The 22,668-nt window shown below is 38.5% G+C and carries 23 protein-coding genes; 5 read left to right on the top strand and 18 right to left on the bottom strand.

Features of this window, described 5'->3' with window-relative positions; all coding sequences use genetic code 11:
* The first annotated feature begins 293 nt into the window (after nucleotides 1–293).
* The 3 genes from ACPW7N_RS16355 to ACPW7N_RS16345 all read left to right on the top strand — a co-directional run bounded on the left by ACPW7N_RS16355 (nucleotide 294) and on the right by ACPW7N_RS16345 (nucleotide 2,575).
* Nucleotides 294–578 carry an ArsR/SmtB family transcription factor gene (locus ACPW7N_RS16355; RefSeq protein WP_425652168.1) on the top strand — a complete coding sequence of 95 codons (285 nt, stop codon included), beginning with the start codon at nucleotides 294–296 and terminating at the stop codon, nucleotides 576–578.
* A gap of 64 nt (nucleotides 579–642) precedes the next feature.
* Nucleotides 643–1,719 carry a flavin-containing monooxygenase gene (locus ACPW7N_RS16350; RefSeq protein WP_425652167.1) on the top strand — a complete coding sequence of 359 codons (1,077 nt, stop codon included), beginning with the start codon at nucleotides 643–645 and terminating at the stop codon, nucleotides 1,717–1,719.
* Between the two features lie 49 nt (nucleotides 1,720–1,768).
* Nucleotides 1,769–2,575, top strand: coding sequence for a class I SAM-dependent methyltransferase (locus tag ACPW7N_RS16345; protein WP_425652166.1), 807 nt, complete (start codon nucleotides 1,769–1,771; stop codon nucleotides 2,573–2,575).
* 360 nt (nucleotides 2,576–2,935) lie between these two features.
* On the opposite strand, the gene ACPW7N_RS16340 is transcribed toward ACPW7N_RS16345, so the two are convergent.
* The gene (locus ACPW7N_RS16340; RefSeq protein WP_425652165.1) at nucleotides 2,936–4,222 is read right to left on the bottom strand and encodes a hypothetical protein; all 1,287 of its coding nucleotides are present in this window, start codon (nucleotides 4,220–4,222) and stop codon (nucleotides 2,936–2,938) included.
* A 168-nt stretch (nucleotides 4,223–4,390) separates the two neighbouring features.
* Nucleotides 4,391–4,630, bottom strand: a complete 240-nt coding sequence (locus ACPW7N_RS16335) for a YolD-like family protein (protein WP_425652174.1) — start codon at nucleotides 4,628–4,630, stop codon at nucleotides 4,391–4,393.
* Nucleotides 4,631–4,783: 153 nt separating this feature from the next.
* On the opposite strand from ACPW7N_RS16335, the gene ACPW7N_RS16330 reads away from it, so the two are divergent.
* Nucleotides 4,784–5,167, top strand: a complete 384-nt coding sequence (locus tag ACPW7N_RS16330) for a hypothetical protein (RefSeq protein WP_425652164.1) — start codon at nucleotides 4,784–4,786, stop codon at nucleotides 5,165–5,167.
* A 49-nt stretch (nucleotides 5,168–5,216) separates the two neighbouring features.
* Here ACPW7N_RS16330 and istB read toward each other — a convergent pair whose 3' ends face one another.
* Complete coding sequence (istB, locus tag ACPW7N_RS16325) at nucleotides 5,217–5,939, bottom strand: IS21-like element helper ATPase IstB (protein WP_425652163.1); 723 nt, start codon at nucleotides 5,937–5,939, stop codon at nucleotides 5,217–5,219.
* Complete coding sequence (gene istA, locus ACPW7N_RS16320; RefSeq protein ID WP_425652162.1) at nucleotides 5,939–7,447, bottom strand: IS21 family transposase; 1,509 nt, start codon at nucleotides 7,445–7,447, stop codon at nucleotides 5,939–5,941. Before istA ends, istB begins: the two co-directional genes overlap by 1 nt.
* A gap of 715 nt (nucleotides 7,448–8,162) precedes the next feature.
* Here istA and ACPW7N_RS16315 point away from each other — a divergent pair.
* Nucleotides 8,163–8,804, top strand: coding sequence for a hypothetical protein (locus tag ACPW7N_RS16315; protein ID WP_425652161.1), 642 nt, complete (start codon nucleotides 8,163–8,165; stop codon nucleotides 8,802–8,804).
* A gap of 493 nt (nucleotides 8,805–9,297) precedes the next feature.
* Here the strand turns inward: ACPW7N_RS16315 and ACPW7N_RS16310 are convergent, their stop codons facing one another.
* The 14 genes from ACPW7N_RS16310 to ACPW7N_RS16245 all read right to left on the bottom strand — a co-directional run.
* On the bottom strand, nucleotides 9,298–9,885 hold the full coding sequence (locus tag ACPW7N_RS16310; protein WP_425652160.1) for a recombinase family protein: 588 nt from the start codon (nucleotides 9,883–9,885) through the stop codon (nucleotides 9,298–9,300).
* A gap of 2 nt (nucleotides 9,886–9,887) precedes the next feature.
* Entirely contained in the window at nucleotides 9,888–10,181 is a 294-nt protein-coding gene (locus ACPW7N_RS16305) for a recombinase family protein (protein ID WP_425652159.1), read from the bottom strand.
* A gap of 193 nt (nucleotides 10,182–10,374) precedes the next feature.
* Nucleotides 10,375–10,575, bottom strand: coding sequence for a hypothetical protein (locus ACPW7N_RS16300; protein ID WP_425652158.1), 201 nt, complete (start codon nucleotides 10,573–10,575; stop codon nucleotides 10,375–10,377).
* On the bottom strand, nucleotides 10,572–11,318 hold the full coding sequence (locus ACPW7N_RS16295) for a DNA-methyltransferase (protein ID WP_425652157.1): 747 nt from the start codon (nucleotides 11,316–11,318) through the stop codon (nucleotides 10,572–10,574). The genes ACPW7N_RS16300 and ACPW7N_RS16295 overlap by 4 nt, the downstream gene beginning before the upstream one ends.
* A 232-nt stretch (nucleotides 11,319–11,550) precedes the next feature.
* Nucleotides 11,551–12,153: a DNA cytosine methyltransferase gene (locus ACPW7N_RS16290; RefSeq protein WP_425652156.1), complete on the bottom strand. Its 603-nt coding sequence runs from the start codon at nucleotides 12,151–12,153 to the stop codon at nucleotides 11,551–11,553.
* Nucleotides 12,146–13,021 (bottom strand): DNA cytosine methyltransferase, encoded by an 876-nt coding sequence (locus tag ACPW7N_RS16285; RefSeq protein ID WP_425652155.1) that lies wholly within the window; start codon nucleotides 13,019–13,021, stop codon nucleotides 12,146–12,148. Before ACPW7N_RS16285 ends, ACPW7N_RS16290 begins: the two co-directional genes overlap by 8 nt.
* A gap of 93 nt (nucleotides 13,022–13,114) precedes the next feature.
* The gene (locus ACPW7N_RS16280) at nucleotides 13,115–13,573 is read right to left on the bottom strand and encodes a hypothetical protein (RefSeq protein ID WP_425652154.1); all 459 of its coding nucleotides are present in this window, start codon (nucleotides 13,571–13,573) and stop codon (nucleotides 13,115–13,117) included.
* A gap of 61 nt (nucleotides 13,574–13,634) precedes the next feature.
* Complete coding sequence (locus ACPW7N_RS16275; RefSeq protein ID WP_425652153.1) at nucleotides 13,635–15,431, bottom strand: FtsK/SpoIIIE domain-containing protein; 1,797 nt, start codon at nucleotides 15,429–15,431, stop codon at nucleotides 13,635–13,637.
* Complete coding sequence (locus tag ACPW7N_RS16270) at nucleotides 15,428–16,144, bottom strand: hypothetical protein (protein WP_425652152.1); 717 nt, start codon at nucleotides 16,142–16,144, stop codon at nucleotides 15,428–15,430. Before ACPW7N_RS16270 ends, ACPW7N_RS16275 begins: the two co-directional genes overlap by 4 nt.
* Nucleotides 16,145–16,346: 202 nt before the next feature.
* Nucleotides 16,347–18,629 carry an FtsK/SpoIIIE domain-containing protein gene (locus tag ACPW7N_RS16265; protein WP_425652151.1) on the bottom strand — a complete coding sequence of 761 codons (2,283 nt, stop codon included), beginning with the start codon at nucleotides 18,627–18,629 and terminating at the stop codon, nucleotides 16,347–16,349.
* Nucleotides 18,626–18,907: a hypothetical protein gene (locus tag ACPW7N_RS16260; RefSeq protein ID WP_425652150.1), complete on the bottom strand. Its 282-nt coding sequence runs from the start codon at nucleotides 18,905–18,907 to the stop codon at nucleotides 18,626–18,628. The genes ACPW7N_RS16265 and ACPW7N_RS16260 overlap by 4 nt, the downstream gene beginning before the upstream one ends.
* 27 nt (nucleotides 18,908–18,934) lie before the next feature.
* Nucleotides 18,935–20,053, bottom strand: coding sequence for a M23 family metallopeptidase (locus ACPW7N_RS16255; protein ID WP_425652149.1), 1,119 nt, complete (start codon nucleotides 20,051–20,053; stop codon nucleotides 18,935–18,937).
* Between the two features lie 10 nt (nucleotides 20,054–20,063).
* Entirely contained in the window at nucleotides 20,064–21,926 is a 1,863-nt protein-coding gene (locus ACPW7N_RS16250) for a helicase HerA domain-containing protein (RefSeq protein WP_425652148.1), read from the bottom strand.
* Between the two features lie 20 nt (nucleotides 21,927–21,946).
* A partial coding sequence (locus ACPW7N_RS16245) for a hypothetical protein (RefSeq protein WP_425652147.1) occupies nucleotides 21,947–22,668 on the bottom strand: 722 nt, incomplete at its 5' end.

The following is a 22,668-nucleotide window of genomic DNA, read 5'->3' as shown; positions in this document are numbered from 1 at the left end:
GATCATGAAAAAGTTACCCACCCAGCGGGTGGTTATATTTTGCCATGGTGGTCAATTTTTTGATGAGCACGGTGGTCAACTTTTTGGTTGACATTCACATCCTTTCCGGGTATCAGGTGAAAACCATATTAATTGTAAGGAAAAATAGAACGCAAAAACCCATGTCAGGAAAATCCCTACATGGGTATTAAAAGAATTTGAGACATGGCGTTAGAATAGGATTGACAATAATTGCTTTTAAATATATTATATCGTTAAAGCACGATATAACGATACGAAAGGGCGTTATTCTAGTGATAAGAGTTGAAATTCAGCCTTTCCTAAAAGCGCTTGCTAGCGAAAAGAGACAAGAGATCATGTTTTTATTCATGAGTAGAAACGAACTAACAGTAACTGAAATTGCCCAACTAGTTGGGATTGGGCAATCAACTGCATCCGAGCAACTTGCCATTTTGAAAAGAGCCGGGATACTCATCTCTCGAAAAGAGGGCAAAGAAGTCATTTATTACCCTAATCGCGAAAAAATTATGGATTACATGCAACAATTTAACTCGTTTTTAATGAACTGTTGTAAGTGAAAACTTACAATTATTTTTAGTCAATATATCGTTATATTACGATTTAACGAAGGATGTGGTTACTATGAGTAATATTTTTGATTGTGTTGTAATTGGTGGAGGCCAAGCAGGATTGGCTGCAGGATACTACCTTCAAAGAGAAGGAATTCGATTTATTATTCTTGAAGCCGGTAATACGCCAGCCGGTTCATGGCCCCACTATTATGACAGTTTAACTCTGTTTTCACCTTCACGATTTTCTTCTTTACCTGAAATTGAGTTTCCAGGCGATCCAAACCACTATCCGACCCGCAATGAGGTTATTGAATACCTACAAGACTATGCTGCACATTTTAACTTTCCAATTCGAACAAACACTTTTGTAACCGATATTTCGAAACAAAAGGATTTGTTTTTGATTACGTCGTCTTCAGGTGAAACATTTGAATCGAAGCATGTTATATCGGCATCCGGTGGTTTTAGTCGCCCATTTATTCCTCAGATTTCTGGAATGGATCAATTTCAAGGGCAAATACTTCACTCAAAAGATTATAAAAATACTGCTCCCTTCAAAGGCCACAGAGTTATTGTTGTAGGAGCTGGTAACTCTGCCGTCCAAATAGCTGTAGAACTATCAAATGATGCTCAAGTTACAATCGCTACTAAAAGTCCAATAAAATTTGTACCTCAGACTTTCTTAGGTAAGGATCTTCATTTTTGGATTACTTCATTAGGTCTCGATCATTCTCAATCTGGATTAGTAAAACGGATTCTTCACGCTAAATCAGTTGGAGTTTTAGATACTGGAAAGTATCAACAGGCTATAAATAGACAGAAGCCCAATCAAAATAAAATGTTTACAACCTTTTCATCTAATGGAGTTATTTGGTCAGATGGTACTGAGGAAAAAGTTGATACCGTCATTTTTGCAACTGGTTATCAGGCAGATGTTAGTTACTTATCTTCCCTTGGAGCATTGGATTCCCAAGGTTCTCCACTTCACAACAACGGTATTAGTTCTACGGTTAAAGGTCTTTATTATGTGGGACTCCCATGGCAACGGTCACATGCATCTGCCACGATTAGAGGTGTTGGTCCGGATTCTGCATATGTGGTGAACCATATTAAAAAAGAAACTGCTCGGAAGTCTTCATGCTGTTGAAAATAATACTTCAAAATCAAACGCCCAATATTTCACAGGAGGTATACCGATGAAAAGAAAAGGTATTCATAAACCAACAATTGAGGATGCGGTCGAAATCAGTGAAATAGAAACACTCCATCCTGGAGGATTTGATTTAACAAAACGCACCGCAGAAATTGCAGGTCTTAAGCAGGGTATGCATGTTTTAGATGTATCCAGCGGAAGAGGAACACAAGCTATATTCTATGCAGAAAAATATGGTGTTCAAGTGACTGGAATAGATATATCTGAAAAAATGATCAAATCAGCTAATGAAAATGCTAAATTATCCGACATAGAAAAAAGCGTTTCCTTTAGGCAAGGGGATTCCCAGGCTTTACCCTTTGATGATAACACCTTTGATGTAGTAATTAACGAGTGCGCTGTGGGAATCCCGGATGACTCACAGAAAGTTCTAAATGAAATGGTACGAGTAGTGAAACCAGGCGGTGCCGTAGTGATCCACGAATCAATCTGGATGAAGAAAATATCTGAAATCGAAAAGGATGAATTATCCGAAAGATATGGGACGACTCCCTTAGAGCGTGATGAATGGAATAAAATGCTGAAGAAAGCAGGAGTAGTAAACATTATGGTAGAGCATGAAGAGTGGTCAAAACCCGAAAAATTCTGGAAGGTCAGAAAAGACCGAGATGTTACTCATTATTCAAAACTGCTCACTTTACCCGAAAGACTTATAACCTTGAAACGAATTCTGCAACAGTATGGGATTAGTGGCGTGAATAAGGCCATGGAAAACGAAAGGGTTTTCTATAAAGCCATACTGAATGGCAAGATAGGATATTGCCTCTATAAAGGTGTAAAGGGTTTATAATATTTCTGTAAATAATTTACACTCGAGTTTAAATCGTGACCATAAAGGCCGGTAGTCTCCTTCTCTGGCTACTGACCTTATTTGTTCAACAATACTTATCTCCATAATTGGCATTGAAATTACTATTTCTTAACTTCCTATTCCATTCTGTCTTGTTTCCAACTAGTCCCGGGCAAATCGTTGTCCTTGTCCGTCTTTGCCTCCCAAAGAGTCTCCTTGGTTAGGCAATACCACACTATATTTTTAGTGGATTGGTAGAATATGTAACTTGACCAGTGTTTTAAATTTTACTATTCAATTTGAAGACATGATATTTTCAGATCACATGGGCATCTGCCTAAAGAAGCGATTAGTTTTAATTTAAATATCATTATGTGTAAGATTTTTAAAGTTCTCTTTGAAAGTAAACTCTGACTCTGTTTGCCAGTCAACTATCCGTTTTTCTTCAACTGTAATGAATGTATTTTGACAAGTATTCTTCTCTTCAAACCCATACTCATCGATTGTTTTTCCCATCTCATCTTTTGTAATTAAATGATTTAGAATAATGTCTTCAGAGAAGCCTGTCCTTTTCATTAAAGTTTTTGTTAGCTTGGTGATATCCTCCAAGGATGGCTTTTCGTCCGATATTAGTACATTCACATCTCCTGAGTAACAGTCATGATACGTGACCAAATAACATACCCTCCTGCTATCTTCGAGTTTTTTAATTAGCTCTTCTTGATCAAGCAGTTTTCGGTCCTTTTCCATAGTTATTTTTTCTTCTTCAGTTAATTCAAACTCTAAATGGTTTACTAATTGATCACGATAAAATGAATGCTTAAGTTGGCGTACAGATTTTTTAATAAATAATTCAAAATTGTCTATATTAAGTACTTTTGCAATCACCGTAGAATCATATCGTTTTTTATTATGTAGGCCATAGTATAGCACTAAAGCTAAGTATCTTTTGGTTGATACCTTATCAAAAAAACCGCTAATAATCTCTTGAATTTCTAATTCGCTCTCTTCCTTAATTTTACTGATTTGTTTTGGCTCGAAAATATCCTTTATCAATCTTGAGTGCCCTTCGGGTGAATCGGTACCGGAAATGTATAGGTTTTCAATATCGTTTAATTTTTGGGTTAATAAATTTTTTCTATATTCTTTGGTGAGAAGTTCATCAACGTTAAATACCGATATTAAATTTTTATGATTCACAATTTTAGTTGTCATCTTTCCTAATCGTTGCATATCATCGATAAAAACCAAAGCTGGCTCAAGAGCGGTTTTCTCATTTCTAATTTTTGTAATTGCCTCTACAATAATCTCTTTTATTTCAATTTCAGTTTTATTGAATTTTTTTGCAACTATGCTTTGTTCAACACAATATGTATCAGGGAGTCCAAAGGATATCATCATAATATATAATTGTTCTTCTTCTAAGCCGTTCAAAATCTTATAAAGTATTTTTATAGGTTCTTCATTTGTGAATTCATGAAACCAAATTTTTTGTTTATAGCCGTTCAATGAGTAAATACTTTCAATAAACCTCTTCATCCCCCCAATAGCGGGGCTTTCCATATCGTCCCAACTAGATATTCTAATGTGTTTTATCTCTTTCCTTATCACTTCAAGATTGTCGAGTTTATAATTTTCTAGTTCCATTCAATGTGCCCTCCCATTGTCTCTCTAGTAAATAGACTATGTAATTAGTTTTATCTTGTAAATAATGATTTAAGTATGCTGTTAATAAAAGAGGCCATCTGTGTTATTTTCCAAGGACACAACACCTGGATATTAATACAGATAACCTTTTTGAGGGAGGATATGATTTTACTTAGCCATCACATCAACAATTTTATCCATCTGAATCCACTGAATATCCTTCTTATCGTTCTCCAGCTTAATTCTCCGGGCCTGTTGTTCGATCCACTTGATTACGCCACAGAAGCTGTTATTCTTTCCCCTGCTCTCTTTGTATTGTTCCCACCATGTAATTTCCACAGAGTAATCATTTCGAGCTGAGTCCCGGATAAGGTAATCGATTGACGACAACTCTTGTTGGTAAACAATTGGATATCTATTAGTGATTTTTCTTATTCTAATATTTTGTTAAGTATTTCACTAATTCCAACAAATATATTTTTTGTAATATATTTACAATTAATAGAATTCCTCATATAATTATCTTAGTCAATTTAGATATTTATGAAGGAGAGAGTGTTTATGAAAAAGGGAATAATGTTACTCTTGACAGCATTTTTGGCTACAAGCTTAGTCACCTCCGTATCTGCAAACACATCGGCTCAATCTCAAGTACATAATCCTTCAATAGAAGTTTCTAAACCTCAAGGTGATCTACAAACACCTGGAGACATTACTATTCAAGGTTTGACTTATGGACCTTGGGGTATTAGACCTACTGATGAGGGAGACTTTGATTCTATAAAAATTGTTTTAGATCGTTCGGGAACAATTAAAGCAAATGTTGTACAATATGGTATTCATTCTGGTCAGAAAGCTCATACACTTTGGGAATTGTATGACAGTAACTACAATAGGTTATATGTTAAAGATCTTTTAGGGGATTATGGTGTTTTTGGCAAGTAAGAAATGTAGCAAATGGCAATTAAAAATGTACCACTTGCCAACCCCTATATTATTTACCGTGTAATAGTGATTCTTTATATCGATGGCTTTCGCCATTGAAAACGATCAAATGAGAGTGATGAATCAAGCGATCAATAACTGCCTCTGTTAAAATAGGATCACCGAATATATGATTCCACTGGCCAAACTGTAAATTGGTTGTGATAATAATGCTCTTTCTTTCGTAGCACATGGAGATAATCTGGAAAAGTAATTCTGCTCCCTGCTTGTGTAGAGGAATATACCCCAGCTCATCGAGTATTACGAGATCTAACTTCTCAATTTGGTTGAAGAATCGGCTCAACGAGCCGTTCTCGTGAGCATCCAACAGTCGATTGACTAATCCAGCGACAGTAAAGAACTTAATCTTTTTTCCTTGCTTCTGAATGGCATTTAGACCAATTAGCGTCGATAAGTACGTTTTCCCCGTACCTACACCACCATAAAAGATTAGATTTTCTTTGCCCTCTATGAATCCACCATGAAGTATATGATCCTGCGTAAGACCTTGTCCCATCTGAATATGGCCCCACTCAAAGGGCTTTCCTGCTATTCTTGGCAGGGAGGACTGTTTAAATAGTAGATTGATTTTTCGTGCTTCCCGTTGTTGTATTTCACTTTCTAATACTTTGAGTAAATACTCTGCATTTGTTTTGGCTTCAACCTCATCGAAGTGTTGCCGAACCCAACTCAACTTGAGACGTTTTGCGTATTCTTTTATCAATACTTCCACTAGTGACGACCTCCCGTTCCATTAAAGAAATCATTATAATGGGCTAATCCTCTAGTGGCAGATGGAACGGCAGGAACAAAACCATTCGGTTGAATAGTATCCCTTTGCCCACGACCATTGATGAGTTGATAGTAGATTTGCTTAATAGAATCAACGGATGGGTGACCATTCTCAGAGGCAAGCTGCAAAGCTTGCGTAGGTATTTTCATATCATCGTCTTTTAAAATGACGGATAGTAGCTGGAGAGCTTCTTGCTTCTCCGGGACCGTGCAATTCGAGAGATAAGCTTGCCATTCAATTGGCAACTGTTCATAAAAACTGGTGTATTTAATGGCCGTTGGCCGTTTTGCCATAAGTGTCAAATAGGGTTGCCAAATCACTGATTTTGGCTCTTTGCCATACAACCTGGAATGCTGTACGATCAGCTCATATTCTTCCGTCATAATATCCACTCGGTCAAACGAGATCTTTGCCAAAACAGTACATTTGGCAAAGCGGGGAGACGTTGAGTACAGCTTATTATCGACTCGAATATATCCATATTTGTCTGCTTTTACCCGTTCGTATCGGATACAATCGAACTCTTTGGCAGGTAACTGGAGTAAGTGTTCCTTATCTGCCAAATATAATTTGGAAAGCATCATTTCCTTCACATAATGAGGTCGTTCACGATCTTTCTCTGCTTTTTCCCAGAAGGTTTTGTTTAGTTGCTCAAGACTATGTATTTGTAATTCAGGAAGCAGAAAGTTGTTGCGAACATACTTGACCATCGCCTCTACATGGCCTTTTTCATTGCCACTACCGGGATTACAAAACTCGTATTCAAAGTCATAATGAAAAACGAAGTTTTGAAATTCCTCGGTCAGTTCACGCTGACCATTCGGCAAGATCCTTTTCACCGCTGGTGATAAGTTATCGAATCGAATGACCTTTGGAACTCCACCTATGTAGTGAAAGATACGCTTCAATCCCTCCAAAAAGCATTCTCGATTCTGAGAATGGAAAACTTGAAAGTAGAAAGTGTTGCTGTAAGGAAACGAGAGAACGAGGAACGGCAAGGTAACACTTTCTCCCTGATATTTGAAGGGTGCTTCTCCAAAATCAACCTGAGCTGATCCTGGTTTCGCCTCCAGTGGCAATGCTGCAGATTCACTTATTTCTGCTAATTGTTGTTTTCGTTGAGAAACATATTGTCTGACGGAACGTGATGATCCCGTGAAATGGTGATCATCCACTAATTGTGTAAACAAGCGTTGCGCTGTTCTTCGGAACTTCTTTTTCTTGTTTAAGTCCTCTTTAATCCATTGATCAAGAATGGGCTTAACAGGCTCCATGACTCTAGCATTTCGAATTTGTTTAGGCTTTACTTGTAGATTAAAATCGTCCATCTCTGCATACTTCTGAACCGTTCTCGAATCACGATTCATTTGTTTGGCAATCTTGCTATAAGCTCGCCCTTTTTTGTTTGCTTCATGCCTGATATAATTAATTTCTGCCACTGCTAGCATCTCCTAACTCTATACCTCCCGTCGTCAGTTTGCCCAACTGGGAGTGTATTTTGATAAAGGGATGTTGGCAAGTGGTTTTTTAATTTATGCAGCCCCTACGGGTCTGCATAAATTAACTGCCATAACCTACATTTTTAGATTGCCACAAACAGATTATGGTACTAATGGTAATCCTGCTAAATCATTATCAATAGGAACTTTTCCGGCTGGTGAGTACACACTTTCATGGACATCACAAACAGATAATGATACTGCTGGAAATTGGTATGTATATCTACCTGATGGTTCAGAGGTTTATCATTAAAAAAACAGGTCCCTAACGAGTTATAACGTTTGGGACCTGTTTTTTTGTGTATTCCTAATTTGTGATCATCAAAAGGATGTTCTCCATAAAGGATGGCAAGTGCCTATCGTTTGCAAATTGTAAATTAATGCAATCCACAAGGTTATTATCCGGAAATTTCCGGGGCTGATCACTATGATTTATTTCAAGGCAAGCCATCTAAACTTTAATCATTTGAAAAAAAGGGCACATTGTATATTACCTCAATAATACAAGGCCAATAGGGATATTTCTTAATAGTTAGTCTAAAGATTACAATTTCGTTATGATTGGAAAATTAGATGACTGAACGGTTGCTTCCTACTCAATAACATAATTTATTTATCCCAGGGAATAATAGTTTATATAGTGTAAACATGGAGGATGAATTACATGACAGCATTAAACATACTTTTAAAATTGAGTTTATCTTTAATTCTCTTTAGCAGCGTCTTATCTACACCATCGATTTCCTTTGCAAAAACAAAAGTTTTTGTTAAAGAGCTTAGTGACAAGACTCTAACCAAAATTATCTCTTCAAATTTAGAGTTTAGTTACCGAAAACGAAGTCCCATGTCTCTACCACAAGGCAAGATTAGTAATGTTGCTTTAGTAAAAAGAGTAAAACTAGACAATGAAGAATACGCTCTTTTTACATACATCCTTAGTAATAAAGCACATTTTGGGATAATTAATCCTACCAAAAATGAGGATGGTTCTTGGTACTTTAATCAAGGTTCAAATGGTCCCATTATGCACAACCCACTTGAAACCTTAATCATACAACAGGTTCCTTTAGTTATTGGTGGAGTAATAAATGACCATATGATAAAGAAAATAAAGATACTATTTAATGATGGTCACATTCACATAAGAGATATTAAATCTGATGACAAATATTTTTTGGAAATTATTAAGTATAATTCACCTACAGTATCAAAAATAGAAGGGCTCGATATTCATGATAAAGTTGTATTCACAAGTTGGGACCTAGAAAAACCAAGAAAAGACCACCCCAAAAATAGCTTTCGATAATATTGTTTAAGTGAACTTATTTGAGGCCCTTGAGGTATGTCTCGTACGGTAAGGTTTAGTCTTGCCTCTTTCCGTTAAATCTCAGTTGGAAAGTATGCTTTTACTTATTTGCACCTTTGTTCAGGTGAAACAGGTTCAGGCAGGAAACTAAATTTCTCCTGAGCAAGGACTTCAAGAACCTCCTGATACCGCCACGAGTCCTGCCTGTTTTAATGCACACTCTTCAATCGATGGCGGTCGTCTACGAATTGAAGAAAAATTCCCGATTATACGAAGTGTTTTGCGCTCAATATCCTGCAATGGCTATTCACCACCGAATGCACAGCGAGAATGTTATCTGTCGCAAATATACGTGGAGTACGCTTTGTAAGGCAGTATACCTTCACTTTATCAGCCTTATCTCCAGAAGCCTTACTGTTCGAGCTCCTTCTAACGAAGGAGCTTTATCTATTTGCTTTACGAAATATTATCCCATCTGATCGTTGGAACTATATTAGCTGCAACTAGGTTTTTGATCATTTATGTTATTTAATTCTCGATAAAGGGTGGATCTGCTTATCTTTGTAATTTCACAGATTTTTTTTATTGTGTACTTCCCTTCCTGATACAAATCTATTGCATGACTTAATCCAGCATGTTTTTTTGTGTATTTTTTTATTCGCCCCTTATATTTCCCCTGATCCTTAGCAATAGCAACTCCTTCTGCTTGCCTTTGTCTAATCAGGTCTCTTTCAAGTTGTGCTACTCCACCCATGACAGTAAGTAGAAAAGCAGAGTAAGGGTTTTCAGAAGTTGTATCCAACCAGGTATCTTTTAAAGACTTTAGACACCCTCCATTACTCTTTATCAACTCAACTAACTCAAATAAATCCTTACTGGAGCGAGATATACGAGTCAGGTCGCTGACAATAATTATATCTCCTTCATTTAAGTTTTGAATTAGCTTCTTTAGTTCCGGCCTTTCGGATATACCCTTCTCCTTCTCCTGAAATATTACTTCGCAACCGGCTTCGTTGAGCTGATGAATTTGCCTTGCTAAATTTTGTTCAACAGAACTTACACGAGCATATCCATAAATCATTGTTAAGCACCTGACCCGATTTGATCGAGAATAATGAGATTTATTTCCTTTTGTTTCATTAGTGCTAAAATTCGTGTTACTTCCCTTGTCTCACGACCTAAAGCTTCATAATTAGATACTAGAAGCGTATCCCCTACACTCATTCTTTCTAGCAATTTGTTGAGTTCAGGTTTTTCTCCAATACCACTTGTGTACTCTTGAATAACATCACTTGCACCTGCATTTAATAATTTTTGCAATTGTTTTGCTAGTTTATCCCCATTGATCTCTGCCGATCTTGCATAACCAATTACCATGTATAAACTTCCCCTTTTATCTTTTTATGAATTCTATTCCGAGACATGTATATGGGACACTACTACCTGTTATTTTACCATATAAACTATTTTGTTCCATTAAGGTACACCTAAATGAGACATATATACTCACCCACATAAATGTCCAACCTAATGAAATGAAATCTATAGTCCTACCTCCATACAAAGAGTTTTAATTTAGAGTACGAACAGCCTCTATTTCGGTTCGATACCAGAAATAATCACTTGCATTTGCTTCAGTTATTAGTGTATCCGTTACAACGTATACCTCTTTTACGCTGTCTTTCCCGTCAAAATAGTTTTTAGGAATCAAATCCCTTGAACTATACAGACAGTCGTGTAGCAGATAAACTTTTTGAACAAATCGTTTCAAAGATTATTCCCCCCATGGTCTTCTGTGGAACGAGCTGCACTTTTTATTTCAATGTGGCTATGATCAGCAAATCTATCCTGAAGGGTTTTAATGTGTATAGAATCTATCTCAAAACCAAAAATATCCCGCTCAGTAGCGTATTCCGATAAAAACAATGGCCCTGAACCAACAAAAAAATCAACAACTCTTTCCCCAGGATTCGAGCTTTCCGTTAATATCCGATCATATAATTCAACTGGTTTTTCTGTAGGATGCACTGTTTTGTTTGGAGCCACTTTTCTTATCTTCCAGATGTCAGGAATTGAGCGAGATATTGGACGTCGAGCTGGCTTTGCTGAAGGTTTCACTCCGTAGATAATGAATTCATGAGAATATCTATAGTGATAGCCCATTCCCATTCTTTCCTTATCCCAGACAACACAATTCTTTATTATGAACCCTACTTTTTGAACCCATAGATAAAGATATGGATACATCCTCCAATCTATAAAAATGTATATTGGACATCCAGGTTTTAATATTCGGTAAGCTTCTTTTAACCATGAAAATGTAAATCTTCGATATTCTTGAGGACTGAGTGTATCATTTACTAACGTCTTAAATCGTGTCTGTTTCGTTTTTGTATGCTTTGTTCCAGCAAACCCTAAATTATACGGTGGATCTGCAATGACTAACGAACATGATCCTGCTGAAATCAACTCTTTAACCCCTATAACACAATCCTTTTGATAAATTATATTCATCACTGCCACCCCTTTGTCGAAAACTGTCGTTTGTGACCAAAGAGTACCAGTTTAATTCTCGGTAAAACAATGCGGAAAGCCGGAAAAAATAAAGCTTTTTCCGGCAATTCCACTTAACTTCACCACAAATATTCATATTCTAGGGGTTTTCATTTTGCTTGATCAGCTTTGGACAACGATGATTAATTTTTACTCAGTTTCACCTTCCGTATATTATCTAATTACTCTCGTTCTAATGAAGAATTTTATTCTTCGTTATTTTGGAACGTTTTAGGAACTCCTTTATTTGTAGCGCTACGGCTTTTGATACCGAAACGGTTACGGCGTTGCCAAATTGTTTATAGGCTTGAGTGTTGCTTACCACCTGTCTCCAATTATCCATAGGAAATCCCTGAAGTCTTCCGTATTCTGTCGGAGTTAATTTGCGTACTCGATACCTTACAACCGGTTCTGCAATTTTGGTTTGGTCATGGCTAGCTAGTAGTGTCGGTGATACTCCATCTACCGCAAATACTCGATTCATTTGATGTTCCTGATCACGAATATGACCGAGCAGTTGGATCTCAACTATTGCTGGTCTTTCCTGATTACACCCTAACCCTTTATAGGCAGAAGCATCAACAGTATTAGATATTGTACTTGGAATATAGCCGTTTTTTTGTCCATACTTACCAGGTACTTGAAGGATTTTAATGCCCTCCCCCTTATTTGTAGTCAACGTTGGACTTATACCTTGCGGATCATATATCTGTCCATTCATTCCTTTTCCGGACGGATGAGTGTTTGCAACTACATAAATGGCAGGGGTGAATATTTCAGATTGTTGATTAAGCATGTAGAATCACCCCATGAATGTCTTGTGTAGTCAATGTAAACATAACCTCTTCATTACTTTTTGATCTTCGTCCATTCTGTCTTTTCTCAATTCTATCAGGTGTTGCCGTTGCATGTACGTATCGTAAGTTACCCTTTTCCATTGCTTGAGTAAGTACAGTTTTCGCCTTCTGATCATCGATGTAGTATTTCTCATCAACATATGGCTCTAAAATACTCGACAGGTTTGGAATGTTGTTTATCATTTGCTCAGGAAACGTAAAATCATCCTCAATTACATGGTTGACACCTACTACAAAATAACGTTCACGATTTTGTGGTACCCCCCAATATTTTGAATTGAACAACTCGGCATACATCGAATATCCCCGTTTACCAAACTCTTCCTCAAGAACAGAAAGATAAGTTTTTAACCCTTTAACATTTTCGGCTAGAAGAATATAGGGGAGATTTTCCGGTTGATTTTCTATTGTTTCATCAAGTAGTCTCATAACCTCAAAGAAAAGGCTGCTTCTTTTTCCCTCGATTAGCCCCACTCTTCTCCCCGCATAACTTAGATCCTGACAAGGAAATCCAAATGTCCAAACCTCTGCATAAGGGATATCTAGGTATGTCATTTCGGTAATATCTTTTTGTAACACGTAAGAACCTACATTTTCTTTGTAAGTAGCCACAGCATATCGATCGACATCCCATGCTCCAACTACGTCAAAACCAGCTTGTTTGAAGCCGAGTCCCATCCCTCCGGCTCCACAAAAAAAATCATTTACCCTTGGTCGGTCTTCTTCTAGTTGTCTTTCAACTTCCACGTGGTTGTAATGTACTGCATCATTTTCTAAAACTTGTTCTAAATAAATGTTATCAATCATAAATCAACCACTCCTCTCTTTATAGGAACTAATGTTCCTGTCCAGAGAGTAACAACTACCTATGCGGAATTGCTATGCGGAAAGGCGGAAAAACTACCGATTTTCCGAGGAATATTTAGCCTTAATTCCTTTCCACTGACTAAAAAGCTGATCCAGTGCTGAACCCGGGTGCCGATATAAATGTAGTGGGAGAGTCGGATTTAGGAGTAGACTGTCAATTTCCTGTATAAGTTGAGCAATTTCCGTATTAGATGATTTATTTTCCGCACCAGAATCAGTTGTTTGGTAACCAGCTATTTCGCCTTCACCTTGAATTTGTTCTCGTTTCTTGATAGCTACTAACGCTGCCTCTTCAAAAGATACTTTCTGATCCTCTTTTATAGTTATCATTTCTGTGATGATCTGAATATCATGTGGGCTGAAAAGCCGCTTTCCTTGGTTATCCTTTTCAAAGGCATGTCCACTTCTCTCCAAAAGGGTACAATAGTTTCGAAATGTACGTTCAGTTATGTTCAATTTTTCTATTACAAACTTACTTGTTACGGATTTCATCGAAATTCACTCTCCCATATTTTAAACTGAAAAGGCCACTCGATTAAGAGTGGCCGGTAAATCATAGGGGCTGGTATGCATATTGTGGAATAAACTCTTTCATGACCGCCAAATCAACGAATGGCGTTTGTATTTCTAAATCGAGTCCATAGGCACCACCAATAATCATTCTACCTGTATTTAATTTTCCAGATAGAGCTGAATGTGCCAAGTTGTTACCTAATACCATTTGACTAGAAGAAACATTATCCATATATCCCGCAATGCGACCGGCTAAGCAAGATCGAATATCCGTGGATAATACATCAGCACTTGGTCGCTGCGTGCATAAAATGATATGGATTCCAGCAAACCGTACCTCTTGTGAAGTTCGAAGTAATAAAGCTTCAACTTCATGCTGACCTTTCTCAGCAAGAAATTGTGCAGCTTCATCGATAAACAAAAAAATTCGGGGTAAAATAGCCCCCGATTTTTTACGATAATCTCGTATATTCCTTGCCTCATATTCTTCAAATAATCTACCTCGTCGCTCCGACTCTCTCAAAATGTCACTTAAAAGGGTCTCAAGTTCTGGCGCACGATTTACTACACGGTATCCCTTTGTCTTCACAAGTGAAGTTTCTACCCCCTTGTAGTCGGCAAAATAAACGAGACTCCCTCTCATCGTTGCTTGAGTTACAAGGTTATTCATGCAAACACTCTTTCCGCCACCGGTAGTAGCTGCGATAATGGCATGAGGTACTTTATCAACGTCAATGAGTATTGGTTTATGACTCATTCCTACCCAAAATAACCGATCTTCCTCTGGTACCATAGAAGGATCAAATTCAAGTTCATCTGGCAGTTCCTGTTTTGCTACTACCACTTCAATATGTCGTCGGTATTTCTTGCTAAGGCGGATATCAACAACTTCTTTACCGAGATAGCTGCTTAATCGGTCTTTTCCCTTGTTCTTCTTCCAATCATCAATTGTCAAACCTCCATCATGGAAGAAAACGTATGTTTTCTCCCATTCATCTTCAAATTCATGATGTAGCCCTGGTGTCATCCCTCGGAATTGATGTTCAAAATATTTGATAAATCCCTGTAATCGTTGCTCATCCTGCTTATTCTTTTCTTTTTCAGCGATGCGTTGATTCAGCTCTTCATCACTTTTCCATGAAGCAATGTTGCGAAGTAAGATTACATATTTCTTTGCCGGCACCAATCTGAATTTCTGTACCTGTTTCTGCTCGATCCATTCCCGTGTCTGGCCCTGGCTGTTTTTTTCTTGCCTAGGTATTGATACTGTCTCCGAGTATTTTTCTTTAACTGTAACTTCCATCATGTCAGCATAAAGAACTTCTGTATTGGATTCTTCCGCCCAGGTAAAAACTTGTTCGGGGGTTAACCATTGCTGTGAATACACATATCGATAGGCTCGATCCTCTTTGACGTATTCAGCCATTTCAAGCCAAGTTTCATACCTCTTATCCCCTAACCATTTATCCAGTAAACGAGCACCAATGATTAGCTCATTAAGTTGGTTTTCTTTTTTTGCGGAAAAAAGTAGTGACAGGATGAAAAAACCAAATAATACTCCCGGGAAAATGATTAGCCCGCTCGGGGCTAACCAGTAAAAACCAATTGCGCTACCTGCTAATAGGACTGTTGACCGTAGGAATCCCCAATACCCATACAACCAGACATTTAACCCCCGAAGTAAATAATAGAAAGGGTAGGTTATTTTCCGCTTGGAAAAAGGTAATTTGCTCATTACCTCTTGAGGCGATTTTTTATTGGCAATGTTTAATCGGTCTACAAATGAACGATGGAGCGCTCTTTCACGCTCCATCTGTTTTAATGATTTAACATTCATTTTACGACACTCCTTTGTATGGATCGCAAAATTTCATCATAGGTTAAATACTCCACCTCTCTCAAGATAGTTGAAAATCGTTCATCTCCCTGAATGCTTTTCTTCAGTTGAAGTCTTCTGTCTTCCGTAAAACAGATGAGAATCAACTTACTTTCTTGGCAAACCTCCCTTACAAATGGATATTCAATAATAGGGTATATACGATCTAAAAATCCTTCTATTCCTTTTCTTTCATCATCACATAAAACATATGAATTAATATTTTCTCGTTTAAAGGAAGCGTCTGGGACGAATAAATACTTTTTCTCTCTTCGGGAAAAGAAATCACCTTTTGCCGTATTCCATCCTCTTACTCTCATTAATAGCTCATTTGAAATAGAGGCAACATATTCGAAGACAGCAATATGTACAGCCATATTCATAATCGGTGATACTGCTTCATAACTGTCTCCCAAGATTTTTCTCGCTTCGTCCGTTAGGGAAAAAACACCCCTTCTGACAGATAAACGGGAGTCAGGATGAATCGGTGTTCCCCATATCATGCTTTTTTGAATGCTCTCCACTTCACGAAGTTTCTTCAGCTTACTTTCAGTAAACCGAGTACCGACTTGAAAAAAGTCAGGTAACATCTTACCTGTCACATATTGAAAATCACCAATCACAGATAGATATTGTCGATCACGTCCAGATAAAGATTGCAGCGATGTGCCCATTCCCCCACCTCATCGTTAAAAATATTTGATTTCAGTCATTGAAACCATTGCTACATCAACCTTTTCAATTCATCTCCAAATTCCTTTCCCGTAGCAATACCCGATTTAATACCCACACTATCCCCGTAGCAATACCCGATTCAATACCCGTTTAAAAAACCGTAGCAATACCCGATTCAATACCCGAATATCTATACTATTCTTAGTAATAATGTTTTTGGGTCAACTTAGGACGATCTGGTACATCCAGATGTTCATTAATCCACCGAATCCTTTTTCCCAGTGATGGGTGATCTTCTATCATTCCGATATCTTCAAGTTGCCTAATCATGATCTGTGCTTTTTGAATCGAAAGCCCTGGTATCTCTTCTACAATAATTTGAGGAATTACAAGCCCTTTTTCCTTGATTGTTACAGCTACTCTAACAAGTAGATCAGTTGAAGGCAGGTTTAATCTCCTTGCGATCCAGTCTGTAGGATCATTTTCCAAAATCCCCTTCCCTCCTTGATCAATTGGCTGATCTTCGGGGATAATTATAGTCTCATTTTTTAATTCTAAATTTTCCTCGACAACTTTTATCTCTGCCAATGACTTTATTAATACCTCCCTTGGTGCTTCTCCTATGTATTTACTGACAATCCCGTCCTGCTCCATCCTGTCAATCAAGCTAGCTGCTCGTGTATAGCCAACCCGAAGTCGCCTTTGTAAGAATGATGCGGACGCAACCTGCTCCTTGATAACTAGCTCAGTTGCTTGGTTGTATAGTGAATCTTCCTCTTGTTGCTCAAGAATTTGACATTCCCCCTCCTGCTGATCAAAGTTATCTTTACTTTCATCAGCCTCATCTACCCAAAAATCTGAGGATGTTAGTGAGTCCACACCATAATTTTTCCAATATCCTTTTAGTTGCTTTAATAGCTGCTTTACTTCATCTACATCAATGGAGAGGGTTGCTGACTGAAATCGGGTCAAAGCACCTCCATTAAGAATCATGGTTCCATCACCGTTGCCTAAGAGATCAGGAGAATTTGTATCCAGTACAGTTCGATAGTCAATTTGGCTTTGCATTCGAAATGCGATTCGACTTGGTAGATTTGCTTTAATGACTCCCGTTACTACATCAACAGAAGGACGTTGTGTTGCCAATATGAGGTGGATTCCTGCCGCCCTCGCTTTTTGTGTAATTCTTTGAACGGCATCCTCCATCTCACCAGGTGATACCATCATTAAATCAGCGTATTCATCAACAACCACAACGATATAAGAAAGGGGGCAAGCAGCCTGAAGATTATATTCTTCAATATTTGTTACCTCAGCCTTGGCTAACATTTCATAACGCCGTTCCATCTCAACTACTACTTTTTTCATTGCAACTGAAGCCCGTCTCATATCAGTAACAACTGGCGACAACAGATGGGGAAATCCATTATACCTACCTAGTTCAACCATCTTCGGATCAATAAGAAGGAGCTGCACCTGATCAGGAGTACGAAGAGTTAGCAGTTCCGTTAGCACAAGATTAATGAAAACAGATTTTCCGCTACCGGTGGCACCTGCCGCCAATAAATGAGGTGCTTTTGCCAGGTCAAAAAACAATGGGTTTCCGACTGAATCAGTACCGAGATAAATTGGGAGTTTTGCTGTTTTACAAAACTCCAGAAATCTTTGATTTACCATACCATCTCGGGCATACACCAATGAACGTTCTTTCTGCGGAATAACAAATGCTGCTGAGCTTTTTTCTTTACCAGAGATAACATCAAACCCCTCCAGAAACCCCATATGGTTCGCTAAGTCATCTCGTTTCTTAATCAGTTGACTTAACTGGATACCCCGAGGTATGCGAAACGATATGGTTTGTAATACTGGACCAGACTCAACACTCAGAACATCCAGAGACGTTACTCGTTCCCCTTTCTTTGGGAGTAAATCAGCTAAATCAAGTGCCTCTCGAATAGTCTCTGCCATTTCTTCTTTCAAAAAAGACGCTGGTTTTACCCCTTTAGGGTTTAACGGAAAATACGAAAATGGTGGTTGAATCGAATCAACCGATTGCGCAGAATTTATTTTTCTGTCAGTCCCAGGGATGCTTTCCTTCATAATCCGCCAGATTGACATATCCACCTCAGCTTGCTCTGTTTGCTCAGCTAAATTTGACTGCAAATATTCATCGCCTTTGCTTCTATTATTCTTTCGTGCTAGCGAATATAGAGATTTCATCATTTTTTTAAATATCTCCCAAAGTAAAGCAGAGAGTTTTCTTGCGCCTTTATGGATTGCTCCGCTCTTCCAAGCACGGGGAAACACTTCAAGTAAAACCATACCAACAATCCCTATCTGTAATACTGTTTTCCCCAACATTCGAAAAGACTCTAAAAATGAGAATGGGAGAAAGGTAACCACCAATCCCCCAACCAACATGTAATACGCTATGTCTTTTAATTGTTGTATTATTCCAACTGGAGAAGCAGGTTGTGACTTCATAAATTACCTCCCTCTTTCATTACCTTAAACAAGTGTCGGAGTTGTTCTGAGAGATCATGAGCAGTGGACTTAATTATGGGAAACCACTGATCTGACTCAATCGTGAAAAACGAAATTACATCTTTAATATTTCGAAGTGCCATAAAAATTAGGAAGGCACATATTGCTTTCCATGCCCAAGGTGGTAACCTCATGCTTCCGGTTTGTACATCCCGGTTTCTGTACAGTACCATTAAAACAACACCTAAAATCAGGAGAAAATAATCCGTTTGATTCACACACCTTACCTCCTTGTAATTAAAATTTTATTCAGGCATTTCTTCCAAAATAGCGTTATAGAATCGTGAAACACCAATCCACCAACCACTATCTTCTGCATACACCCCACGTGGGTTATCTGAGGATACCATCCATTGGAAAGGACTCATTCCTGCTGGACAATCTTGCGCAAGCTTTGCGACAGTTCTTGCAGCGATTTGAGCAGCCTCTTCTGTTGTAAGGGTTGCTCCCTTACCTGAACACCAGCAACCAAATACATTCCAAGGATTCTTGATAATTTGATCCGCATTTGGATGATCTTTCTTTACAAACGATTGTTCTTGTCCAGTAATAGAAATAAGCACGTATGGGCTTACATTTTCGGCTTGAGCTGCTTTATCAATTGACTGAAGAATCCTCTCATCCGCCAAAGCGGAGTCTCTTTTTTCTAACCATGCTTTCATTTCGGGAATAGCCATCGGTTTATAGGATATATCCGCCGAAACGATAAAAGTTGGAGGTTTTACGTACTTTAAGGGGTTAACTGGATCACCATTTTCTTCGACCTGAAAGTGGAGATGTGGTCCCGTTGATGTCCCCACTTTACCTTTTCCGATCCTTCCAATAAGTCCCCCTTTTGCCACGTTATCGCCTTCAGATACACTCATCTCCCCTACTTCTAAGTGACCATATCTTGTTAGCAATCCATTACCGTGATCAATATAAATGGCCTGACCATAACCGTCCGCAGCTCCTGCTCGGGTAACTACCCCTGCTGCCATAGCATAAACGGGCTGCATAGCTGTAAAAGATGCCCCCCGGGGATCGATAATATCTATCCCCTTGTGGGGCACTGTATCGAAATCACGAACCTCTCCGAAGTACGTACTCAGTTGATTTAAATTAGGCACAGGCCAGATATATGAAGTTCCATCCACATCAACATTTTCGGGAACTTCACCAGTATAATAGCCATCATCTGAACGAAACGCATTTTCTGGTGCTAAAATCAGAAGAGGTAAAAATAACAAGAAAATCATAAAAACTATGAGCATTAAAAAAAGGACAAAAAACAGTGTCGGACCTCCCCACATGATTACGAGAGATCCGACTTGGTTCTTGACCTTCTTTTTTATTTTTTCTTTCATTCCGTCTTGAGCTTCCATCATGGATCACCTACGCTGTTCGCAAGCCACGTGTTTTATAGCAAGCTGCTTCCTCTGGCGGCACATCCATTCGGAGTTCATCAAACGACCCATGGTACTCAAGAACATATTTTTGACTTTTCTCGTTTGCAGAGATTTTGTCTCTAATTTCAGCAGGCACATCGGTATCACGTGCAAGCATATCCACAGCCGATTGCTCCATAAAGAAATACACTCGAAGGCTCGTATTTTCCCACATACCCTTACCCTCTGCCGTATCAAGCATAATTGCGGGAGTATTTGAACCAAGTATCATCATCCCATTTGCGTGGCGAATTGATGTATACCATTCAAAAACGGTAGCACGCAACTCCGCATTTTTAAGTTGACGCTGGCCCTCATCCACAAATACAGCAGAGAAACTTACTCCTTGCAACTTAAGATATTGCAGGTTTGCGTTAACGAAGTCGAAGGCCATGGACATCTTCAGTTGTGCTTGTTTGGATCGCTCGTCGTCTTTATTTTGCTCACTTAATACCCCATGACCAACCTTGAAGATGACAAGCGGATTGTTTAAGAATGTTTGTTTCTCTTCCTCCCTAAAAATTCCGTAGTAGATTCCTTCCTCATCAAAGTACAATCGTAATTTATCGATCAGAGATTCCTGGTGTTTCTTATCTTGCTCACTTACCTCAAGAGAGCAAATATTGTTATACAATTTATGGATTGTTGGTCTTGTCTCTTGCTCAGTATGATCCCAAGTCTCTGGTTCATTCTTGTAAATTCCAGCATCCTCAAAAGTCTTTCGTATGGCTCTTCCTACGAGGAATAATTCCCCTTTTGATAATCCCTCTGTAAGAAGGCTTAGCGTGCGGACAGAGTTTTCTTGCGCTCGATGGTATCTCAATTTGTTATAGCTCACACAATGAGCATCCATTTCCTCTAGCTTCGGAAAGATGGTTAATGGTTCAAAATAGCGGCCATTTTCGGAAGTATGATCGATGTACACACCTCCAGCTTCTGTACATAAATCTTGCCATTCACCTGTCAAGTCAAAAGCAAATACGTACACGCCTTCTTCCAGTAAACTGATGGCTAATGCCTTCATAAAAAAACTCTTTCCCTCGCCAGTTTTACCGAAGACCGTAATATTTTGAGCGTGGGGATTATGAGGATCACATAAATTGATGAAAACAAAGCTTCCATCTTCCGCTCTACGACCAAAATATACACCATCTGTATCGGAAATACTGCCGTTAGTAAAAGGGAAGGTTCGAGCGGCAGCCGAGTCAGTAATAACTCGTCCATAATGATGCTTAGTGAAAAATTCTGCTGCATCTGTATGTGGATCTGACACAATACTAGTTTGTCGCATTGCTTCGATTTGTTCTTTTGTTAGGTCATCCAATTTTGCTTCCATGTGGTCGAACCAATCATTAAATGCACGAGTAACCGTTTCAAGTTGATGCTTCTTTTCAGCAGAAATAGTTAGGAACGTCCAAAAATCAATGAGTTTCGATGAATGATTCGTTTGAGAGTCTCTTAATGAAACAATCGTCTGGTAAGCGTCTATTTCTTCTTTTCGAGCAGGGTCAGTATCAGTAGCAGCATCAATACTTCGCTTCAATCGTTTCATTTTATTTTTCATTGCCCAATTGAATCGAATTTGGGCAGGAGCATACCGAACGGTTTTACGTAACACTGCTCCCTCTTTTTTAGCAATTTCATCTAGATCATCCAAGTAACCAGCTAATATTGCAGGAGGATAATCCTTAATTAGAAGCACCCTAACATGATGTCCATTCTTCGTATCTTTTCCCTCTAACGCATTGATAACGATATGATCCTCTTCTTTTTTCCAATTTTTTAAGATACGCTGAGCATACGCTAACATTTATCTCAACTCCTTTTTTCTCATTGGAACCAGTCATGAGGTAATAAAAAGTTCTCTCTCATGTTTTCTTCCAATGCCAATGGTCGTCCTCGATACAAGCTTTTTTTGGCCTGTTGAAAAGTAGGAAACATCCGACTTGGTGTGACCCCCCAAACCTCTTGAATGAGGGGAGTCATGTCAATTTCAGATTGATTAAGCCAAACCTCTCCACTCCATCTCGTTGCCCTTTCCCACTGAACCCAGTGATGGTAATCAGAATCAACAATTGCAATTGGTTTTCCTATACTACATAATCGCTCTCGCCACGGATGTTCCCAAGGTACGTCTACCAGTACCATTGCATAATTTTCCGACCAGAAGAGTACTTGCTTAATCACTTCATCAACAGTGGCCATGTTATTTTCACTCATGACAATAATGGTTAGATAAGGAACAAGTTTCGTCTCATACCGAATCCAACCATTACTTTCTTCTTCAATTGAAGGGTTGACATACGATAAGCTTCCAGCATCTTTTGAGAAGTCAATTAATAGAATTTTTTTGCCCTCAGAAGCATTTGCAACCCCAATGTTAGAGGCAAGGAATGATCTTCCGCATGGGGAAGGCGAGGTAAAAAGTAAAAAGGGGGTTGCAGTTTGTGCAATCCCCTCATTTTCCATATACCTTTTTACATGTTCATTCTTTTCAAATCTATTTTCCGCACTTTCCGCACAAGCTTCCGTATCTCTTACTTTATTTACCG

Source organism: Brevibacillus nigriterrae, assembly GCF_049846925.1.
Taxonomy (GTDB): Bacteria; Bacillota; Bacilli; order Brevibacillales; family Brevibacillaceae; genus Brevibacillus_H.
This window is presented reverse-complemented; position numbering and strand designations above follow the sequence as displayed.

Coding starts and splice junctions, on each gene's coding strand:
- ACPW7N_RS16350 (WP_425652167.1), top strand. CDS start 643: ATGAGTAATATTTTTGATTGTGTTGTAATTGGTGGAGGCCAAGCAGGA.
- ACPW7N_RS16345 (WP_425652166.1), top strand. CDS start 1,769: ATGAAAAGAAAAGGTATTCATAAACCAACAATTGAGGATGCGGTCGAA.
- ACPW7N_RS16340 (WP_425652165.1), bottom strand. CDS start 4,222: ATGGAACTAGAAAATTATAAACTCGACAATCTTGAAGTGATAAGGAAA.
- ACPW7N_RS16330 (WP_425652164.1), top strand. CDS start 4,784: ATGAAAAAGGGAATAATGTTACTCTTGACAGCATTTTTGGCTACAAGC.
- istA (WP_425652162.1), bottom strand. CDS start 7,447: ATGCTAGCAGTGGCAGAAATTAATTATATCAGGCATGAAGCAAACAAA.
- ACPW7N_RS16315 (WP_425652161.1), top strand. CDS start 8,163: ATGACAGCATTAAACATACTTTTAAAATTGAGTTTATCTTTAATTCTC.
- ACPW7N_RS16310 (WP_425652160.1), bottom strand. CDS start 9,885: ATGATTTATGGATATGCTCGTGTAAGTTCTGTTGAACAAAATTTAGCA.
- ACPW7N_RS16305 (WP_425652159.1), bottom strand. CDS start 10,181: ATGGTAATTGGTTATGCAAGATCGGCAGAGATCAATGGGGATAAACTA.
- ACPW7N_RS16295 (WP_425652157.1), bottom strand. CDS start 11,318: ATGAATATAATTTATCAAAAGGATTGTGTTATAGGGGTTAAAGAGTTG.
- ACPW7N_RS16290 (WP_425652156.1), bottom strand. CDS start 12,153: ATGCTTAATCAACAATCTGAAATATTCACCCCTGCCATTTATGTAGTT.
- ACPW7N_RS16285 (WP_425652155.1), bottom strand. CDS start 13,021: ATGATTGATAACATTTATTTAGAACAAGTTTTAGAAAATGATGCAGTA.
- ACPW7N_RS16280 (WP_425652154.1), bottom strand. CDS start 13,573: ATGAAATCCGTAACAAGTAAGTTTGTAATAGAAAAATTGAACATAACT.
- ACPW7N_RS16275 (WP_425652153.1), bottom strand. CDS start 15,431: ATGAATGTTAAATCATTAAAACAGATGGAGCGTGAAAGAGCGCTCCAT.
- ACPW7N_RS16270 (WP_425652152.1), bottom strand. CDS start 16,144: ATGGGCACATCGCTGCAATCTTTATCTGGACGTGATCGACAATATCTA.
- ACPW7N_RS16265 (WP_425652151.1), bottom strand. CDS start 18,629: ATGAAGTCACAACCTGCTTCTCCAGTTGGAATAATACAACAATTAAAA.
- ACPW7N_RS16255 (WP_425652149.1), bottom strand. CDS start 20,053: ATGGAAGCTCAAGACGGAATGAAAGAAAAAATAAAAAAGAAGGTCAAG.
- ACPW7N_RS16250 (WP_425652148.1), bottom strand. CDS start 21,926: ATGTTAGCGTATGCTCAGCGTATCTTAAAAAATTGGAAAAAAGAAGAG.